The organism is Antrihabitans spumae (assembly GCF_043944905.1).
In the GTDB taxonomy this organism is placed as follows: domain Bacteria; phylum Actinomycetota; class Actinomycetes; order Mycobacteriales; family Mycobacteriaceae; genus Antrihabitans; species Antrihabitans spumae.
In genome coordinates, this window is record NZ_JBIMSN010000138.1 from 23789 (window position 1) to 42073 (window position 18285).

14 protein-coding genes are annotated in these 18285 nt (G+C 64.1%); 6 read left to right on the top strand and 8 right to left on the bottom strand.

Translation table 11 applies throughout. From position 1 onward, the window contains the following. Window positions 1–210 precede the first annotated feature (210 nt). On the bottom strand, window positions 211–3186 hold the full coding sequence (locus ACHIRB_RS26790) for a UPF0182 family protein (RefSeq protein ID WP_395114271.1): 2976 nt from the start codon (window positions 3184–3186) through the stop codon (window positions 211–213). Between the two features lie 207 nt (window positions 3187–3393). Here ACHIRB_RS26790 and ACHIRB_RS26795 point away from each other — a divergent pair, with 207 nt between their 5' ends. Next, on the top strand, window positions 3394–3981 hold the full coding sequence (locus ACHIRB_RS26795) for a PPA1309 family protein (RefSeq protein WP_199703032.1): 588 nt from the start codon (window positions 3394–3396) through the stop codon (window positions 3979–3981). Between the two features lie 70 nt (window positions 3982–4051). Here ACHIRB_RS26795 and ACHIRB_RS26800 read toward each other — a convergent pair whose 3' ends face one another. Then, complete coding sequence (locus ACHIRB_RS26800; protein ID WP_395117137.1) at window positions 4052–5077, bottom strand: YlbL family protein; 1026 nt, start codon at window positions 5075–5077, stop codon at window positions 4052–4054. Window positions 5078–5172: 95 nt separating this feature from the next. Between ACHIRB_RS26800 and ACHIRB_RS26805 the strand changes: the two genes are divergently transcribed. The 3 genes from ACHIRB_RS26805 (at window position 5173) to ACHIRB_RS26815 (ending at window position 8922) form a co-directional block, all read left to right on the top strand. After that, the gene (locus ACHIRB_RS26805) at window positions 5173–6561 is read left to right on the top strand and encodes a zinc-dependent metalloprotease (RefSeq protein ID WP_395117135.1); all 1389 of its coding nucleotides are present in this window, start codon (window positions 5173–5175) and stop codon (window positions 6559–6561) included. A gap of 98 nt (window positions 6562–6659) precedes the next feature. Then, on the top strand, window positions 6660–7574 hold the full coding sequence (locus tag ACHIRB_RS26810) for a hypothetical protein (RefSeq protein ID WP_395117133.1): 915 nt from the start codon (window positions 6660–6662) through the stop codon (window positions 7572–7574). 7 nt (window positions 7575–7581) lie between these two features. After that, on the top strand, window positions 7582–8922 hold the full coding sequence (locus ACHIRB_RS26815) for an ABC1 kinase family protein (RefSeq protein ID WP_395117131.1): 1341 nt from the start codon (window positions 7582–7584) through the stop codon (window positions 8920–8922). 15 nt (window positions 8923–8937) lie between these two features. On the opposite strand, the gene ACHIRB_RS26820 is transcribed toward ACHIRB_RS26815, so the two are convergent. The 3 genes from ACHIRB_RS26820 to ACHIRB_RS26830 form a co-directional block, all read right to left on the bottom strand. Next, window positions 8938–9237, bottom strand: coding sequence for a WhiB family transcriptional regulator (locus ACHIRB_RS26820; protein WP_395117166.1), 300 nt, complete (start codon window positions 9235–9237; stop codon window positions 8938–8940). 198 nt (window positions 9238–9435) lie between these two features. Continuing rightward, window positions 9436–9678, bottom strand: a complete 243-nt coding sequence (locus ACHIRB_RS26825) for a hypothetical protein (protein ID WP_395117129.1) — start codon at window positions 9676–9678, stop codon at window positions 9436–9438. A gap of 125 nt (window positions 9679–9803) precedes the next feature. Continuing rightward, a complete protein-coding gene (locus ACHIRB_RS26830) occupies window positions 9804–11966 on the bottom strand; it encodes an ATP-dependent DNA helicase UvrD2 (RefSeq protein ID WP_395117127.1) in 2163 nt (720 codons plus the stop codon). Window positions 11967–12047: 81 nt separating this feature from the next. On the opposite strand from ACHIRB_RS26830, the gene ACHIRB_RS26835 reads away from it, so the two are divergent. After that, on the top strand, window positions 12048–12305 hold the full coding sequence (locus tag ACHIRB_RS26835; protein WP_395117125.1) for a mycoredoxin: 258 nt from the start codon (window positions 12048–12050) through the stop codon (window positions 12303–12305). On the opposite strand, the gene nudC is transcribed toward ACHIRB_RS26835, so the two are convergent. After that, a complete protein-coding gene (nudC, locus tag ACHIRB_RS26840; RefSeq protein WP_395123201.1) occupies window positions 12302–13204 on the bottom strand; it encodes an NAD(+) diphosphatase in 903 nt (300 codons plus the stop codon). The genes ACHIRB_RS26835 and nudC overlap by 4 nt on opposite strands. 48 nt (window positions 13205–13252) lie before the next feature. After that, complete coding sequence (locus ACHIRB_RS26845; protein WP_395117121.1) at window positions 13253–14314, bottom strand: potassium channel family protein; 1062 nt, start codon at window positions 14312–14314, stop codon at window positions 13253–13255. A 153-nt stretch (window positions 14315–14467) separates the two neighbouring features. Between ACHIRB_RS26845 and ACHIRB_RS26850 the strand changes: the two genes are divergently transcribed. Further along, window positions 14468–14872, top strand: a complete 405-nt coding sequence (locus ACHIRB_RS26850; protein WP_395123200.1) for a DoxX family protein — start codon at window positions 14468–14470, stop codon at window positions 14870–14872. A gap of 10 nt (window positions 14873–14882) precedes the next feature. Here ACHIRB_RS26850 and ACHIRB_RS26855 read toward each other — a convergent pair whose 3' ends face one another. After that, window positions 14883–18275, bottom strand: a complete 3393-nt coding sequence (locus ACHIRB_RS26855; protein WP_395117164.1) for an ATP-dependent helicase — start codon at window positions 18273–18275, stop codon at window positions 14883–14885. Window positions 18276–18285: the final 10 nt, after the last annotated feature.

The following is an 18285-nucleotide window of genomic DNA, read 5'->3' on the forward strand; positions in this document are numbered from 1 at the left end:
TACAGGCAGGTGGAGCGCAAAGGCAAATCGATTGCGGAACAGAGCCTTTCGTTTCGCTGACAGCGAAACTCGGGCCGCATCGAGTGCATAGATGTGCAGGTCTGGGGCCGCTTGTTTGCCTGCACACCTATGCGCTCGACGTCCCCTGGGGCACATAACGACAAACGCGCTGCCAGCCGAAGTGGCTGACAGCGCGTGCGTCGTACTCGATTAGCCTCCCGCGGCCTCGTAGGCGTCGATCGCCTGCTGCAGCCTGTCGAACGCCGTACCCAGGTCGGAGAAGTTACCGCTGCGTTGAGCGTTGCGGACGTTCTCCAGCGCCGAATCAAGATCGACGACGGCCTGTTGCAGATTCCCCGACGGCGGCGGCGTACCTGCCGGCGGCGGCGTCCCACCTTCGGGTGTCGTCGGAGGAACTACCGGCGGAACACCGACGGCGGGCGGTTCGCTGCTCGCATCACCACCCGGCGTTGTCGCCGCGGCACCGATACCTTCACCGAACACGACGTCCAATGCTGCCTTCAGGGTCGGCTTGTAGCCGATCTTGATGATGCCGTTGTCTCGATAACTCACCAGGACCCTGGACAACTGCGGGAACGTCGCTGCGTTGCCCTGAGCCAGTCGTTCCGTATACAGCGGTTCGACGTACAGGATCCCGCCGTCACCGATCGGCAGCGTCAGCAGGTTGCCGTAGAGAATCCGGTTCGATCCGACGATCTGCGTTCGCTCGGTCGACACGTCGGTGTTGGTCGTCATCGAGTTGTGCGCCTGACCGGGTCCCTGTGTCTGAGACTCGGTCGGCAACTGTCTGACGGTGAACTGCCCATACCCGTCGGGGTCCGATTTCACCGATATGTAGGCCGACAGGAAGTCTCGGTTATAGCCGACCATCGCGCTGGTGAGATTGAAGGAGGGCTCGCCCGTCTCCGGATCACCGAGCAACACGTAGTACGGCGGCTGATTGCCCGCACCGCCCGAGTCGATCGTCGGATCGCTCGGCACCGACCAGAAGGCGTTGTTGGTGAAGAACTCTCGCGGATCGTCGACGTGGTACTTGGCAAGCATTTCGCGCTGCACCTTGAACAGGTCTTCCGGGTACCGGAAGTGCGCTCGCAGTTCGGGACTGATCTCGCTTTCCGGCGTGACGGCATCCGGGAAGACTCCCATCCACGCCTTGAGGACGGGATCGTTCTTGTCCACCTCGTAGAGCTTGATGGTGCCGTCGTATGCGTCGACGGTCGCCTTCACCGAGTTGCGGATGTAGGACACCTCTTTTCGAGGCAGCAGGCGTCCGGTGTTCTGATCGATGCTGTCCTCTACCAGGCCTTCCAGCGAACTGCGCTGCGCATACGGATATGCGTCCAGGGTGGTGTAGGCGTCGACGATCCAGACGATCTTGCCGTCGACGACGGCCGGGTAGGAATCGCCGTCCGTGGTCAGCCACGGCGCGACTGCCTGCACCCGCTCCCGCGGATCGCGGTTGAAGATGATCTTGGATTCCGGTCCGATCACACCTGAGAACAGAATGTTGCGCTCGGTGTACTTCGCGGCGAACGCGAGACGGTTGATCCAATTGCCCAGTGGGACACCGCCCGAACCGGCGTACGTCGAGCTTTCGGTGTCGCTGTCGTATTCACGAGGCTGCGAACCCTCGGAATTGCCCACGATGGAGTAATCGGGATCGTTCTCTGCGATGACTTCGCCGTAGTAGATGCGAGGCTGGTCGACCTTGATGATCTGATCGCCGGACTTCTGCGTCGCGAGGTCACTGACGGTGAAGATCGGGTAGCCGCTGTCGTTGTTCGCACTCGCATCCGACGTCGGCGCGGCGTTGACCCTGTTGGCCGGCGCCGCGATGAAGCCGTTGCCGTGTGTGAAGACGGTGTGCTGGTTGATCCAGTCCTTCTGGTTGTCCTGGAAGTTCTTCGGCGACAGTTCACGTGCGGCGACCACGTAGTCCTGCAATTTGCCGTCGATGTTGTAGCGGTCGATGTCGAGCGTCGCCGGGAAGCCGAAGACGTTCTTCAGGTTCTGGAACTGGGTGAAGGTGCGCGAGAGCACGTTCGGGTCGAGCAGACGGGTATTGGCGATCGTCGTGATATCCGCGGGAACGGTTGCGGGGTTCTTCGTTGCGACGCCCGAATAGTCCTCGTAGGTGACTTTGTCGTCGGTGATCCCGTACGCAAGTCGAGTCGCTTGAATATTTCGCTCGATATACGTTCGCTCTTTGTCCGCGGCGTTCGGGCGTACCGAGAACTGCTCGACGACGAGCGGCCATACCGCACCGACCAGGATCGACGACAAGACGAGCAACGCGGTTGCCATTGCCGGGATACGCAGGTCTCGCAGGAAGATCGCGGCAAAGAAAGCAAGGGCGCAGATAACTGCGATCGAGAGCAGGATCAACTTCGCAGGCAGTACTGCGTTGTCGTCCGTGTAGCTCAAACCTGTGAACGTCGGTTCCTTACGGTCACTGGAGAGCAACGAATAGCGGTCGAACCAGTACGCGATCGCCTTCAGCAGGATGAACGTTCCCGCCAACACCGCGAGCTGGATTCGCGCCGACCGCGTCAGCGCACCTTCACGCCCACTCAGCCGCAAACCGCCGAAGACGTACTGCGTCACCAGGTTTGCGAGGAACGCGACGACGACCGCGACGAACAACCAGTTCAACACCATGCGATAGAAGGGCAGATCGAAGGCGTAGAAGCTGACGTCGAGGTTGAATTGGGGATCTCTTGTCCCGAACTCGGTGCCGTTGAGGAACAGCTGTACGACAACCCAATTCGACTGTGCGACAAGCCCGGACAACACACCGATGACCAGCGGGATACCGAGCCCGAAGAGCCGCAGACGCGACATCACGGTGGTCCGGTAGCGCGCGATCGGGTCGTTCGGACCTGCGACCGGAACGAATACCGGCCGAGTGCGATAGGCAAGAACCAACGCCGCGAAGACGATCAGGCCGACGAGGAGTCCGACGACAAGGAACAAGATGATTCGGGTGACGATCACCTTCACGTACACGCTGCGGTAGTCGACTTCGCCGAACCACAGCCAGTTCGTATAGGTGTCCACAATTCGGGGACCGATCAGAAACAGTCCCGCTATCACCAGGGCAACCACCAGAAGTACCCGGCTACGCCGCGACAACGAAGGTAAACCGGTGGGAGGCCGCATGCCCACGTGCCACGCTCCAGAGTGTTCGGCGACGCACAGTGCGCGTCGCGATCGTTCGCTACCGGTCGCGGGTTCCCGTGACCGTTTCGCCCCACTCTACGGAAGAGTGCGTAGCTGGCGAGCGGCGGCAACTGCCCGCGGTGCGGTGTTCGCTCTCGGCACAGCGCGGAGCCGCCCGCACGGCGGCATCGGCGTGGATGAAATGATGCGTCCGTGACCCAATTCGGCCCAACGGAAGATGATTTGGCCCGCTGCCTCCGCGAGGTCGCCGAGCACGTCGACGCACGAGGCTGGGACCAACCGCCCCATTTGTTCGCCCTGGTACCGACGGCCGACCTCATCGCGGCCGAACCTGCGCTGCACGATCAATTGGCCGACGGACCGTCGATCACACCGATCGAGCAGGAAGCGATGCCGCACGACATCGACGGCGGCAGCCGAGCGCTCGACGAGTTCCTCGCAACGACGACATGGCCGCCTGCCGTCGTCGGGTGTGTGCTTGCTCAGGAGATAGTCGTGCTTCCGCCCGAAGCCGAAACCGACCTCGACGAGGCACTCGCGCCGCTGCTTGCGGATCGCGACGCTGCCGACGAGGCCGCGCGAGCTGCTGCCGAAGCACATCCGGAGCGGCGAGCAGGCAGGTTGTTCGCGGCGGTCCTGCGCGACGGTCAGTCGTTGGCGTTGCTGCAGCTTCGGCCCGACGAGGAGGACGAATCCTACGGTGACCTGGAGCTGCTGACCTATCCCGACCTCGCGCCCAACATCGTCGAGGCATTGCACGCGACGCTCGAAAGCGAGTAGGGCGCTTCGCGCCTCGTGAGTCCTTTAGGAGGGCGCGACCTCCTAAAGGACTCACGAGCGGCGTAGCCGCCTAGCAGCCAGGGGCGTCCCGACCGTCACGAATCGCCTCGAGCGAACCGACCGCATCGTCCAACGTTGTCACCTTCACCAACCGCAAACCGTCCGGTGCCCGCTGCTTGGCCTCGTCGCAGTTCTCGGCAGGCACGAGGAAGGTCTTCGCACCCGCCTCCTGAGCGGCGATCATCTTGTAGGGAATGCCACCGATCGGGCCGACCGCGCCACACGAATCAATGGTGCCTGTGCCTGCGATGAACGTCCCGCCGCTCAGCTCGAGCGGACTCATCTTGTCGATCACAGCGAGGCTGAACATCAAGCCCGCCGACGGACCGCCGACGTCTGCGAGGTTGAACGTCACCTCGACGGGGCCGTCCGGCTTCTCGACCGGGGTGATGCCGAGGTAGCCCTTCTCCGGGTCTCCCGGGCGAGCACCGAGTTTCACCACAGCCGAGGTATCCACGCCGTCGCGACGAAAGCGAATGGTTGCGTCGCTGTCGGGACCGGAACCTGATACCGCCTTCTGGACTCCGCACACCGAGGCGACGTCGACGCCGTTGATGCTGATCAGCTCGTCGCCCTCCCGCAGCGTGTCTTTGGCCGGGCCGTCGGTGCCGACTCCCCCGATCGACAACTTCATCGGGTACTTCAGGTATTGCAGGGCGGCGAGCTCGGCGCTGTCCTCGGACTGTTCGAAGTCGGCTTTGTTGTCGGCCTCGGTTTCTTCCTTCGTCTTGTCCGGCGGGTAGATCTCGGAGCGGGGTACGAGACCTTGGCGACCGCTTGCCCAATACGCGAACGCCTCGAAGATCGTGAGGTTGTCCCGCACCGAGACCGTCGTCATGTTCAGGTTGCCGGACGTCGGATCGAGCGGCACGCCCTCGACGTCGACGATCGGCTTGTCCGGCTCGACCTCACCGAGGGTGTTGAAGGTCGGACCGGGTCCGAGCGCTGCGTACGGCACCGTCAGAACACTGCCGAGGACACCCAGCGCGATAACAGGCACCAAAGCCACAAGGAGGGTGAGCATCCGTCGATTCACCTGGCCAGAGTAACCAGCGTTCGAGATCACACCCTGTTCGCCCTCAGCGCATCGCAACGTCGCAATGTGGCTGCGCAGCCTTGTACCGTTGAGATATGAGCGATGTGCCGTTCGGCTTTTCGAATCCAAACGACCCGGACAAAGATAGGAACCGAAAAGAAGGCAGGGAAGGTTCCGACGGTGGTCAGGGCGCGTCGGACCCGTTCGGTTTCGGCCTCGAAGGGTTCGATCCCGCGCAGCTCGGTCAGATGCTGTCCCAGTTCGGCGCAATGCTGAGCAACATGGGAGCCGGCGCGGGTCCGGGCGCGTCCGCCGGTCCCGTCAACTACGACGTGGCGAAGCAACTGGCCCGCCAGCAACTCGGGAACTTCAAACCGGTGTCGGCCGGCACCACCAAAGCCGTTGCCGATGCTGCCCACCTCGCCGAACTATGGCTCGACGGAGCAACAACGCTGCCTGCGGGCGCTGCCAAGACGGTCGGGTGGACACCCAACGATTGGCTCGAAAACACCCTCGACACCTGGAAGCGGCTATGCGATCCGGTCGCGCAGCAGATCTCGGGCATGTGGACCGCAAGCCTGCCTCCCGAGGCGCAGCAGGTCGTCGGGCCGATGATCGGGATGCTCGGCCAGATGGGCGGTCTGGCCTTCGGGTCGCAGTTGGGTCAGGCGCTCGGTCAGCTCGCCAAGGAAGTTCTGACGTCGACCGACATCGGACTTCCCTTGGGCCCCACCGGGACCGCCGCTCTCCTTCCTGAGGCGATCGCGGCATTCAGCGAAGGTCTCGAACAGCCCGAACAAGAAATTCTCGTCTTCCTCGCAGCTCGTGAAGCCGCTCACCAGCGACTGTTCCATCACGTCTCCTGGCTGCGGCAGCGTGTCCTCGGCACCGTCGAGGACTACGCACGCGGTATCCGGATGGACTTCTCCGCGATCGAACAGGCTGCCGCGGGCATCGATCCGGCCGCACTGATGGACCCGTCGAAGATCGAAGAGATCCTGCAGCAGGGTGCTTTCGAACCGCAGACGACGCCGGAACAGAAGCAAGCTCTCGAACGCCTCGAAACCCTGCTCGCGTTGATCGAAGGCTGGGTGGAGACGGTCGTCGCAGACGCGGTCGGTGACCGCTTGCCCGGTGCGGCCGCGCTCAGCGAGACACTACGCCGACGTCGTGCAACAGGCGGACCCGCCGAACAGACCTTCGCCACCCTGGTCGGGCTCGAACTGCGACCCCGAAAGGTGCGCGAAGCGGCGACGCTGTGGCGCAGGCTCACCGACGAAGCCGGTGCGGACGTTCGCGATGGCGTGTGGGCCCACCCCGACCTGCTGCCCGACTCTGCGGACGTCGACAACCCGACCGGATTCATCGAGCGCCTGACCGGCGGCGAGGCGACCGCATTCGACGATCCGATGGCGCAGCTCGAGGAGACCGAAGCGCGCGAACGCGCCGAGAAGGGCGAGCAGCCGAAGGACGACTCGGCATAGTCGCGCAGCGAGTCGGGCCTGTGGATAACTACCGCGCCTGGGGATAACTGCGCTCTGCGAGGGCCTGAGGAACACGCCGCCACCGCATACTCGCTCCCATGCCGTCTTCTCAGGTTTCCGATTCCGCGCACCGCCGGGCACTGCACCGCCGCGGCAACCTCGTACTCGATCCGCGATTGACCATCCTGCAACGTCGGGCGAGCGTGCAGCTCGGCTGGGACCCCGAGTCCGCGCTGCTGCTGACCCCGCCCGACGGTGTCACCCCGGCGACCCTCGCCACGTTGCTTCGCGCCCTGGACGGCACGGTGACCCGACCTCAGTTCATGTGGCGCGCGTGCGAGAACGGCATTGCGCCTGCCGACATGTCGGCAATCCTCGCCGAACTCGACGACGTCGGTCTGCTCGACGAAACCGAGACGGCCGCGCCGCCTGTCAGAGCGATTCGGATCCATGGTCGGGGTCCGTTGTCGGACGCGCTGTACGACAGCTTGACTGGCAATGCTGTCCGAGTGAGCCGGTCGGGCAACACGGTCAGCTACGACGTCGCAAAGTGGCGAGTCGATTTCGTCGTTCTCGCCGACGACCTGGTTGCAGATCCCCAGCTGGTGAGCACTCTCGTCGACAACCGCATTCCACACCTTCAGGTCCGCATTCGCGATGGCAAAGGCATCGTCGGCCCACTTGTCGTGCCGGGGCAGACGAGCTGTTTGCGCTGCGCAGACCTCATTCGCTGCGCCCGAGACAACGAATGGCCGCACCTGTCGGCACAGATGCTCGGGCGAGTGGGCAGAGCAAGCACGGCAGCCGTGCTGGCAACAGCCGCGATTGCACTCGGTCAGCTGGAGGCAATTCTGACGAATCATCCGCGCGAACTGCCCGCGAGCATCGACGCCACGCTGGAACTCGACCTCGCGACACACCAGGCAAACATCCGGCGTTGGCCCCGTCACAATCTGTGCGAATGCTGGCAAACGGCACACCCGGTGGCCGAGCGGGCGCTTGGTCAGCCATGATGGGAAGGTGTCCGACATTCCGCGCAAGAGTTCGACGCGCACCCGAAGGCTCGCCAGCATCCCTCTAGGCATCGCGGGTCGAGCCGCCGTGGGGTACGGCAAGAAGCTCGCGGGTGGCGATCGTGGCGAAATCAATGCCGAGCTTTCCGCCAAGGCTGCCGATCAGTTGTTCAAAGTTCTCGGCGAACTCAAGGGCGGCGCGATGAAGTTCGGGCAGGCCCTGAGCGTCATGGAAGCCGCGATCCCGGACGAGTACGCCGAGCCATACCGCGAAGCACTCACAAAACTGCAAGCGGCGGCACCACCGTTGCCTGCGAAGTCGGTGCACCGAGTCCTCGATCAACAGCTCGGCACGAAGTGGCGCGAACGGTTCGTATCGTTCGACGACACCCCGACCGCATCGGCAAGTATCGGACAGGTCCATCGCGCCGTGTGGGCAGACGGTCGCGACGTCGCCGTCAAGGTTCAGTACCCGGGAGCCGACGAGGCTCTCCGCGCAGACCTCAAGACATTGTCTCGTTTCGCGTCGATGATGGCGTCGATGATGCCCGGCACCGACGTCAAGCCAGTGCTCGCCGAACTCACCGAGCGTATGGAGGAGGAACTCGACTACCGCATCGAGGCTTCCAATCAGCGCGCGTTTGCCAAAGAGTTCGATGGCGATCCCGATTTCGCAATCCCGAAGGTTGTCGCGAGTGCGCCGAAGGTCGTCGTGACCGAATGGATGACCGCAACTCCACTGTCGACGATCATCTCGAAAGGCACTGTCGAACAACGTAATCGCGCTGGCGAATTGTTCGCACTCTTCGCATTCTCCTCACCGACTCGGGTCGGACTACTCCACTGCGATCCGCACCCGGGCAACTTCATGTTGCTCGACGACGGCCGTCTCGGTGTGATCGACTTCGGAGCGTGCGCGCCGCTGCCCAAGGGTTTGCCGTTCGCGCTCGGCCGGATGGTTCGTCTCGCATCGGAGGAACGGTTCGACGAACTGACTCAGCTGCTGTACGACAACAATTTCGTCATCCCGGGCCGCACGGTCACCGATCGCGAAATCGACGAGTACCTAAGGCCTTTCACGGATCCCATCAAGACCGAATCGTTTCATTTCACGCGCTCGTGGCTGCAGAAGGTTGCGGGCACGGCGGCGGATTTCAACGGTTCACAGTTCAAGACCGCACGTTCGCTGAATCTCCCGCCCGAGTACCTGATGATCTTCCGCGTTCTGCTCGGCGGTGTCGGCATCGGCGCGCAACTCGATGCCGAAGCCCCGTACATGCGGATTCTGGCCGATTGGCTTCCCGGGTTCACCGAAGACGACGAAAGAGCCCTACCCGCGGGCGGGTAGAGCTCTTTCGGATCGTCACGCAATCTTGCGAGGGCGGCCACGCGGCCGCTTGCGTGCGATGACGGCACCCTGATCGAAGATCTCGCCGCCCCACACACCCCACGGCTCGGCGCGGTCGAGAGCTGCGCTGAGGCACTGCTTCCGAATCGGGCAGTCGACGCAGAGCGCCTTCGCCTCCTCGAGCTGTGCGGGGCTGTCGGCGAACCAGAGGTCCGGGTCGGCTACCCGACACGGCAGCTCGTCCAAGCGAGGCTGGGCCGCAACGTCGTTCGCACCGAAGGCTGCGTATTCGCTTGTGACGACACGGCTTTCGATTTCTACTCGGCATGTCGTCCGGATTGTCGCGGTAGACACGTCGTTCTCCTTAGCTCTCGTGCGGCATTTTGTGGATGCTGGGTTCGAAGTTCTGTCTCGAGATGCGAACCGGTGCCGAGAGCCAAGGACCTGGATGTCCTAAGAAAAAGGCCACGATTCGCGTATGCGATCCGTGGCCGAGAAGTGCGCTGAAGCTGTCTACCGAAGTGGACTTCGGATCGAGCCTCTGATCACGGATGCGCGTGGTGCGTAGCGAAGGCGGAATGCCTGCGGAGCTGCTGCGTGCGGTGCTGCCGCTGCCATAGCGGCTGCTTCGCCTTGCTTGGCGGACCAACCGACGATGGGATCGATAGCTGCGGTGCACAGAGCTGTCCCACGGGCGGCGAGCAATGCATGGTTCATGCCAGCGGTTTTCGTCACGCCGAGCTGTGAATTACCCATTTTCCTCGCCACCTCCTTCGGGTTAGGTCTGTATGTCCTTCGTACGCACACGAGCGTCGTGCTCAGGTGTGATTACTACAGTAAACAATGCTTCCAAGATTGCACAACTTATTTTTGACCTGCGGTTATGTAACTTCTGCCGCAAGCGGTTTCTCGCCTCGAACCACAGCGAGAACGTCGGGACCGAACCGTTCGAGCTTCTTGGCGCCGATTCCCGGTATCGCGACTAGAGCACGATTGTCCTGCGGCTGCTGCTCGGCGATCGCCGTCAACGTGTTGTCGGTGAAGACGACGAAGGCCGGAACGCTGAGCTCTCGGGACTTGTCCAGACGCCATGCCTTCAGTGCGTCGAGCAATTCCATGTCGATGTTGGACGGGCACTCGTCGCATCGGCCGAGCATCGTCGCGCCCGCTCCGGCGAGCGGTTTACCGCACACTCGGCAACGTGGTCGCTTCTTGTTGTGCGACGACGCTTGCGGTGCGATGCGTGCGGCAGGTGAGTCGTCCGGAATCAAACCGTTCAGGAAGCGGGAGCGACGACGAGACTTGCGTCCACCCTCGTTGCGAGCGAGCGCCCACGACAGCTGCAGGTGCTCGCGAGCGCGCGTCACTCCGACGTAGAGCAGGCGCCGCTCCTCTTCCAATGCGGCTTCGTCGTCCGCAGCGCCACCATCGCCGAGGACGTGAGCGATCGGCAGTGTGCCGTCGCACAGCCCGACGAGGAACACCGCAGTCCATTCCAGCCCCTTCGCCGCGTGCAGCGATGCGAGCGTCACGCCCTGTACCGACGGTGGGTGCCGTGCTTCAGCGCGCGCGGTGAGCTCACGTAGCAGGCCTGCGAGGTCGAGTTGGTCGTCGTGGGCAGTCAGTTCTTCCGTGAGCTGCACGAGCGCAGTCAGCGATGTCCATCGTTCGCGCGCTTGCGCACCGGTCGGCTCGGCAGCGGTGAGACCGAGCGGCGCCAGCACCGCACGCACGACCGACACCAAGGCGTTACCGACTGCCTCGGCCGGCAAGTCGTCACGGCCGGCCGCCTGCCTGAGCGCACTCACCGCCTGGCGAACCTCGGAGCGGGTGAAGAACCCTTCGCCACCGCGCACCTGGAAAGCGATGTCCAGTTCGGTCAGTGCTTGCTCGTGCACCTCCGATTGGGCATTGATCCGATACAGCACAGCGATTTCGGCAGGCGGCACACCCTTGGCGATCAACCTCTTGATCGACCGTGCGACGCCCGCAGCCTCGGCAGGTTCGTCGTCGAACTCGGCGAAGGTCGGATCGGGACCCGGTGGGCGCTGGCCGATCAGTTGCAAACGAGTACCAGCGATTCGACCGCGGGCGGCCCCGATCACCCTGTTCGCCAGCGACACGACCTCCGGCGTCGACCGGTAGTCCCGTTCCAGTCGTACAACCGTCGATTCGGGAAAGCGGCGAGAGAAATCGAGCAGGTACTTCGGCGTCGCACCCGTGAAGGAATAGATCGTCTGGTTGGCGTCGCCGACGACGGTGAGGTCGTCGCGGTCGCCGAGCCAGGCATCGAGTACGCGCTGCTGCAGCGGCGTGACGTCCTGATACTCGTCGACGACGAAGCAGCGGTACCGATCGCGGAACTCGTCGGCGACGGCCGCGTTCTCCTCCAGCGCCGCTGCTGTGTGCAGTAGTAGATCGTCGAAATCGAGCATCACACCGTCGTTGCTGACCTTCGACGACTCGTAGCCTTCGTAGACGGCAGCGATCTTGGCGGCGTCGGTCGGTATCTCGCGACGTAATCGAGCGACCGCAGACGGGTAGTCCTCGGGCGCGATCAACGACGCCTTCGCCCATTCGATTTCGCCTGCGAGATCTCGCACGCTTTCGGTCGAGGTCGACACTCCGACCCGATTGGCCGCCTGCCCGACCAGACCGAACTTGCGATCGAGCAACTGCCACTGGACATCGCCGACGACTTGCGGCCAGAAGTAGCGCAACTGCCGTAGTGCGGCAGCGTGAAAAGTTCTCGCCTGCACCTGCGTCGCTGCGCCGCCGATACCGAGCGCGCGAAGCCTGCCGCGCATCTCCCCGGCCGCTCGGGCCGTGAAGGTGACCGCAAGCACCTGGCCCGCGGAGACGTGACCGGTCGACACAAGATGTGAAATGCGGTGCGTAATCGTCCGAGTCTTGCCAGTGCCTGCACCCGCAAGTACACACACAGGTCCGCGAGGGGCGAGGACGGCAGCCGACTGCTCCGGATCGAGCCCGGCAACGATCGCTTCTCTCGGCATGGCGACCATCATTGCAGGACCGTCCGACATGTGTGCCGCCCCGGCTGCGCGGTCGAAACCTCGGCCCGCCCGATCGGGAACATCGAAGACCGACCCGACGTTGTACGGGCCGTGACTGCTACCGCGCCTGAATTGACGATGTACTCCACCACGTGGTGTGGGTACTGCCGCCGCCTGAAGACCCAGCTGAAAGAAGCGGGCATCAGCTATGTCGAGGTCGACATCGAGCAGGATCAGGAAGCAGCCGACTTCGTCGGCAGCGTCAACGGGGGCAACCACGTCGTCCCCACCGTGAAATTCGCTGACGGCAGCACAGCAACCAATCCGTCGCTCGCAGCGGTCAAGCAGGCAATCTCAGCTCTGGCCTAGTCGCTCGCCGCCCACGCTGTGACGATGCCCCGAGCTATCGAAATCGAGCCTGGTAACAAGAGGCGCACACCCGCGGACGACGTCCAATCGCCCGCGGCCAGCGCTTCCCGTACTTCGGCACGGGTGAACCAGTGGGCCTCGGCAATCTCGCCGTCGGAAAAGGCAAGCGCCTGATCGGGATCGCCGATTGCTGCGAATCCGATCATGAGCGATCGAGGGAACGGCCATGGCTGGCTGCCGAGATACCGAACATCGGTGACGTCGAGACCGACCTCTTCCCGGATCTCCCGCACGACGCACGTCTCCAACGACTCCCCCGCCTCGACGAACCCCGCAAGGATCGAGAACATCGTCGACGGCCACACCGTTTGACGAGCAAGCAGAACGCGGTCGGCACCATCGTGGACCAAGCAGATGACCGCCGGATCCGACCGCGGGAACTCTTCGTGACCACTCGATTCGCTGACGCGTGACCAGCCGGCGTTGGCGGGCTTCGTCGGGCTGCCGTCGATCGAGCTGAACCGAGCCTTGTTGTGCCAGTTGAGCAATGCGACGGCGGTCGTCAGCATGCCTGCACTCGTGTCGTCGAGGACCGCACCGACCATCCGCAGGTCCGCGAGCTCGCCGACCAGCTCTTTCGTATAGACGGCCCACACGTGTCTGCCGTTGTCCACACCGAGAAAAACCGCGTCGGCGGGCGGTTCCGTACCGAGATCCAGCGCTTCGTCGAGCACAAGCTGCTTGTCGACGACTCGCACCTGACCACCACGGGTGACACGCAGCAACGCTGCATCCGACCAGCCCTGCGTCAGTGCCTGTGAATCGGACCGTAAGTGCTCGGCGCGATCGAGTGTCGAACGGGACAGTAGCGGAATCTCGGACAGCTCGAAGTTGGCCACTCCACCGAGCCTAGCGTCACCTGCCACGCCTCGAACGTCGAGCCGGGATCAGCCCTTCACGCGTCGAACGTAGAGCAGTTTGTCGCCGTCCTCGAGCGCATCGACCTCTTCTTCGCCGACTCGAACGAGTTGGCCGCCGCGCACCACACCGAGCACGATGTCGCCGAGATGCCGTGGCGAGCCGCCGATCTCCTGCGGTTCGACGTCGCGCTCGGCAATCGCGAAACCTTCTTCGGGGGTCAGCAGGTCTTCGATCATCTCGACGACGCTCGGTGTGGTCGTTGCGATACCGAGCAGACGGCCCGCAGTTTCCGAGGAGACGACCACCGAATCGGCGCCGGACTGACGCACCAGGTGCGTGTTCTCCGCCTCACGAATGGCAACGACGATTTTTGCCTTCGGCGAGATCTCGCGAGCGGTGAGCGTGACGAGGACAGCGGTGTCGTCGCGATTCGCAGCTACGACGATCGACGAAGCATGCTGGGCACCCGCCAACCGGAGTACATCCGATTTCGTTGCCGAACCGTGCACGGTCACAAGACCCAGTCCGGACGCTGCCTCCAGCATGCCGGCATCGGTATCGACGACGACGATGTCGGACGGAGAGACACCATCGCCGAGCATCGCGTCGACGGCGGTGCGACCTTTCGTGCCGTAGCCGATGACGACCGTGTGATTGCGCACGCTGCGCCTCCATCGTTGAATCTTGAAAGCTTGGCGGGATCTCTCGGTGAGCACAGCGAGCGTCGTGCCGACCAGCAAGATCAGGAAGAAGATCCGCAGCGGCGTGATGACCAGGATGTTGATCAGGCGCGCAGACGGAGTGAGCGGAGTGATGTCGCCGTAACCGGTGGTCGACAACGACACGGTCGCGTAATAGAGGGCGTCGAGGTAGGACAACCCATCCTCTTGGGAGTCGCGATAGCCGTCGCGATCCAGATACACGATGGTTGCCGCGAGGAACAGCAGGCCGAAAGCGAGCACAACGCGTCGACTGATGGCCACCCAGGGACTCGTTGCGCCCTCTGGGATCCGCAGAATTCCTACCAACGCAAAGTCGGGCCGATCGGTCAATGCTTCGGGCGCGCGCAACCGCAGTCTGCTCGGCATCGTTCACACCCTTCGTCTGTCGTCGTGTCGGCGAAGATCGACATCGGCTGGCAGCCTAGCCTCGAATTCGCCCTCGCGAGTCGGTGGCCGTCAAATTGCCACCAGCCGGGGTCAGCGCGCGCAGTGCAAGCAGCGGTCAGGCATTGTGGGCAGATGACCTCAGCAGCACACGCCGCGCCTGCGCGCCGCAGCCAAGCGGCGGCAACGCGACTCGCCGTGATTCTCCTCGGCGCGGGCACAACACACTTCGTCCTTCCGAAGTTCTACGACGTCATGGTTCCCCCGGTGCTACCAGGCGAGGCTCGCACGTACACCTACGTGTCCGGTGTCGCCGAGATCGCTCTCGGCGTCGGCGTCGTGGTTCCCAAAACTCGACGTCTTGCCAGCGGCATGGCCGCATTGCTGTTCATCGCAGTGTTTCCCGCCAACGTGCAGATGGCCGCCGACTGGTGGCGCAACGAGAAGATCCCGCTTCCCTTGAAACTCGGCGCAATTGCGCGGCTCCCCCTGCAAATACCCCTCGTTACCCAGTCCCTGAAGGCACGCCGAGAGGCGTGAAGGGTTCGGATCACGCAATGTCGCGATCGACCTCCTGACCCGAGCGGCCTGCCGATTCGATGAGCTGGTGCAGGTCGTTCGCGTCCGGCAGGTCGCGCGGCGCGATGGTCCGATTCGCACGGACGTAGTGGAACGCAGCACGGACCTTCTGCAGGACCTGTGCCTCGGACTCACCTGAGCGTGCGGAAACCAAACGCGCCCAGGCCAATCGGTACGCGGCGAGCTGAACTGCGACCGTGGCCTCCTCCGCAACCGACGGCTCGGCTCCGGTCTTCCAGTCGACGACGGTCCAGCCGCCGTCCCTGTCACCGAAGATCGCATCGATTCGACCCCGAACGACCGTTCCCGCGACCGATATCTCGAACGGCACCTCCACCTCGATCGGGCTGCGGTCCGCCCACACCGAAGCGAGGAACTTCTCCTGAAGCCTGGCGAGTTCGGAATCGGCGCTCGCACCGGTATCCGCGGCACCGGGGAGCTCGTCGAGATCGAGGAGCCGTGTCGCACCGAATCTGCGCTCCACCCAGGCATGGAAGGCGGTACCGCGTCTGGCCAGCGGATTCGGGGGGAAGGGCAACGGACGTCGCAGACGAGCGGCGAGCTCGTCGGGATCGGCCTTCAGCTCGACCAACTGGCTCACCGAAAGCTGCACGGGTAGAGCCACTTCCGCGTCCCCGGATCCACTGGCCCGCTCGGCGAGTAATGCGTCGACGTCGGCGGCCCAGTTCTCGGGGTCGAAAATCGCAGCTATCGGCGATTCGTTGCCAGCCACGTCGGGGTCGGAATCGGGCGCTTCGACGACCTCGTTACGGGTCGATTCCAGGTGAATCCGCGCTGCTCGCACCGCATCTCGACCGCCGAGTACCGCAGCACGGCGAGCACCGAGCGGATCTCGCGGCCACCCGGCCGACGTCGGCTTGTCGGTCAGCGGATTGGTACTGCCCGCATCCGGAGCCGGATCCCAGCGGTCGATGATGCCGTAGCCGTTGCCGCTGACCGCCGCGGCCAGCTCGTCGAGGAACTCCGACGGGCCCTTCGGCTCGGTGCCGGTCTGCGCCCAGTGGTGCCCTGAGACATACAGGGCCCGTTCGGTTCTCGTCACCGCTACGTAGAAGAGCCGGCGATCTTCCTCCAGCTTTCGTCGAGCGAGGGCCTCCTTGTGCCGTTTGATCGCCTGCTCCAGTGCGGCGCGATCGTTGACGTCGTCGAGGTCGAGAACGGGTACGCCGTCCGCGCCTTCGCCGTCCATTGCTCGATCCCCACGCAATGCAGGAGGCAACTCCCCCACCGCGCCGAGCCACGTGCCCGACGCCGTCGACGACGGGAACACCCGGGCGACGACATGCGGCACGGCAACAACTTCCCATTCGAGACCCTTGGCCGAATGCACCGTGAGAATCTGCACGCGGTCGGGCGCGACCTCGACTTCGCCCGGCTCCAAACCGTTCTCGACCGACTCTGCGGCAGCCAAGAAGGTCAGGAGACCGCCGACTGTGGCCGTCGGATCGTTCGAGTAACCGGACACGACGTCGGCGAATGCATCCAGGTGTTCGCGACCTACCCCGACGCCGTGTGCGCTCCGGCGGGCCTGTGCCTCGACCCCGATACCGATCACACGTTCGGTTTCGGCGACGAGCTCGGGTATCGGTTGTCCGATCCGCTCGCGCAGCGACGCCAATTCCTTTGCCAGGGAGCTGATCCGGTCGAAGCCCGCCTGCGAGTAACGTTCCGGCCTGCCCGGATCGGAGATGGCATCGGCGAGTCCGGCGTCGTCGGCCTGTTCACCCGGCAGCGTCGCACCGAGCGCGTCGTGCAGTTCGGCCGTGTCCGTGACGGTCGAGCCTGCTCTCCCGTGGCGGATGGACAGTTCGCCTGCACGGCGATACAGCGCGCGCAGGTCCGCGACGCCGAGGCGCCACCGCGCTCCCGTGAGGATTCGCACAGCCGCGCTACCCGCCGACGGTTCGGCGATCAGCCGAAGCATCGCAACGACGTCCGCTACTTCGGGTGTCGACAGCAGACCGCCGAGTCCGACGATCTCGACGGGAAGGCCTTTGTCTCGCAACGCTTCCGCGAGAGGTGCCGTATCCGCGTTGCGTCGAACAAGGACGGCGGCGGTCGGCGGAGCAACACCGGCCTCGAGCGCGTTCGTGTACTCGCGTGCAATCTGCTCGGCAATCCAGACCCGCTCCGATTCGACGGTGTCCGTCAGCGCGAGCCTGATATCACCTGCACCCGCATTGGGTCGCGCGCGTAACTCCGCAACCGGAACTCCCTTGTAGCGCAACGGCTCCGCGACAAGATTTGCAATGCCGAGCGCCTCCGGTGGGTTGCGCCAACTCGTCGACAGGGGCAGGGTGCGCGCGGGTTTGCCTGGTGCGCGCGGAAAGTCGGTCGCGAAGCGCGGCAGATTCGCCGCCGAGGCACCTCGCCAACCGTAGATCGACTGCATCGGATCGCCGACCGCCGTTACCGCAAGGCTGCGTTCCTCACCGCCGCCGAACAACGCAGACAACAACACTCGTTGCGAATGACCGGTGTCCTGATACTCGTCGAGCAGCACCAATCTGAAGCGCTGCCGTTCCGACCGCCCGACATCGGGGTGCTCCGCAGCGACCCTGGCGGCAAGTGCCATCTGCGCACCGAAATCGAGTGCGCCACGACGACGTTGCTCGGCTGCGACCCGCTCGACGAGCGGCAGCAATTCGGTTCGCTCCTCCTGCGTTTCGAGTATGCCGAGCAGCTCGCGTGACGGCCCGCCACGCTGGCGCGGACCTGCGGGCAGCGTGTGAACCAGCTTTTCGAGTTCGGTGTGTGCCTCGCGCAGGTCGTCGGCCTCCACCATGTGCTCGGCAAGCTGCCCGGACAGGGCGAGGACGGCCTCGGTCACGCCGGCGGGTCCGCGATCGGTGTCGAGTTCGCCGTCCCACGCACAGACCGCGCGGTAGGCGAGCTGCCAATACTGCGTCTGGGTCAGCAGGGTCGCCGACGGCTCGATCGGCAGCAGCAGGCCGTGTTCGGCAAGCAATCGCCCAGCGTAGGAGTGGTACGTGCTCACCTCCGGATCGCCGCTGAGAATGGTCGTCCGCAATTCGCCGGACGGGTCCAATTCCCGTAGTAGGGGCGCACCGGCGAGCCGCAGCAGACGGGTTCGGATTCGACTCGTCAGCTGCTGAGCGGCCTTTCTGGTGAACGTGAGCCCGAGCACCTGATCCGGAGCGACCAACCGATTTGCGACCATCCACACGACCCGGGCGGCCATCGTTTCGGTCTTGCCCGCGCCCGCACCGGCGATGACGAGCGTCGGTCCCAACGGTGCCGAGATGACGGCGGACTGTTCGGCTGTCGGCCTAGGCAGTCCAAGTGCGTCGGCAACGACCTCCGGACTCACCAGGTTCGACATCTTGCGAGTC

What these genes read in the sequence shown, in the direction of transcription:
- ACHIRB_RS26805 (WP_395117135.1), top strand. Translation starts at nt 5,173, where the DNA reads ATGAGCGATGTGCCGTTCGGCTTTTCGAATCCAAACGACCCGGACAAA.
- ACHIRB_RS26810 (WP_395117133.1), top strand. Translation starts at nt 6,660, where the DNA reads ATGCCGTCTTCTCAGGTTTCCGATTCCGCGCACCGCCGGGCACTGCAC.
- ACHIRB_RS26825 (WP_395117129.1), bottom strand. Translation starts at nt 9,678, where the DNA reads ATGGGTAATTCACAGCTCGGCGTGACGAAAACCGCTGGCATGAACCAT.
- ACHIRB_RS26830 (WP_395117127.1), bottom strand. Translation starts at nt 11,966, where the DNA reads ATGTCGGACGGTCCTGCAATGATGGTCGCCATGCCGAGAGAAGCGATC.
- ACHIRB_RS26845 (WP_395117121.1), bottom strand. Translation starts at nt 14,314, where the DNA reads ATGCCGAGCAGACTGCGGTTGCGCGCGCCCGAAGCATTGACCGATCGG.
- ACHIRB_RS26850 (WP_395123200.1), top strand. Translation starts at nt 14,468, where the DNA reads ATGACCTCAGCAGCACACGCCGCGCCTGCGCGCCGCAGCCAAGCGGCG.
- ACHIRB_RS26855 (WP_395117164.1), bottom strand. Translation starts at nt 18,275, where the DNA reads ATGTCGAACCTGGTGAGTCCGGAGGTCGTTGCCGACGCACTTGGACTG.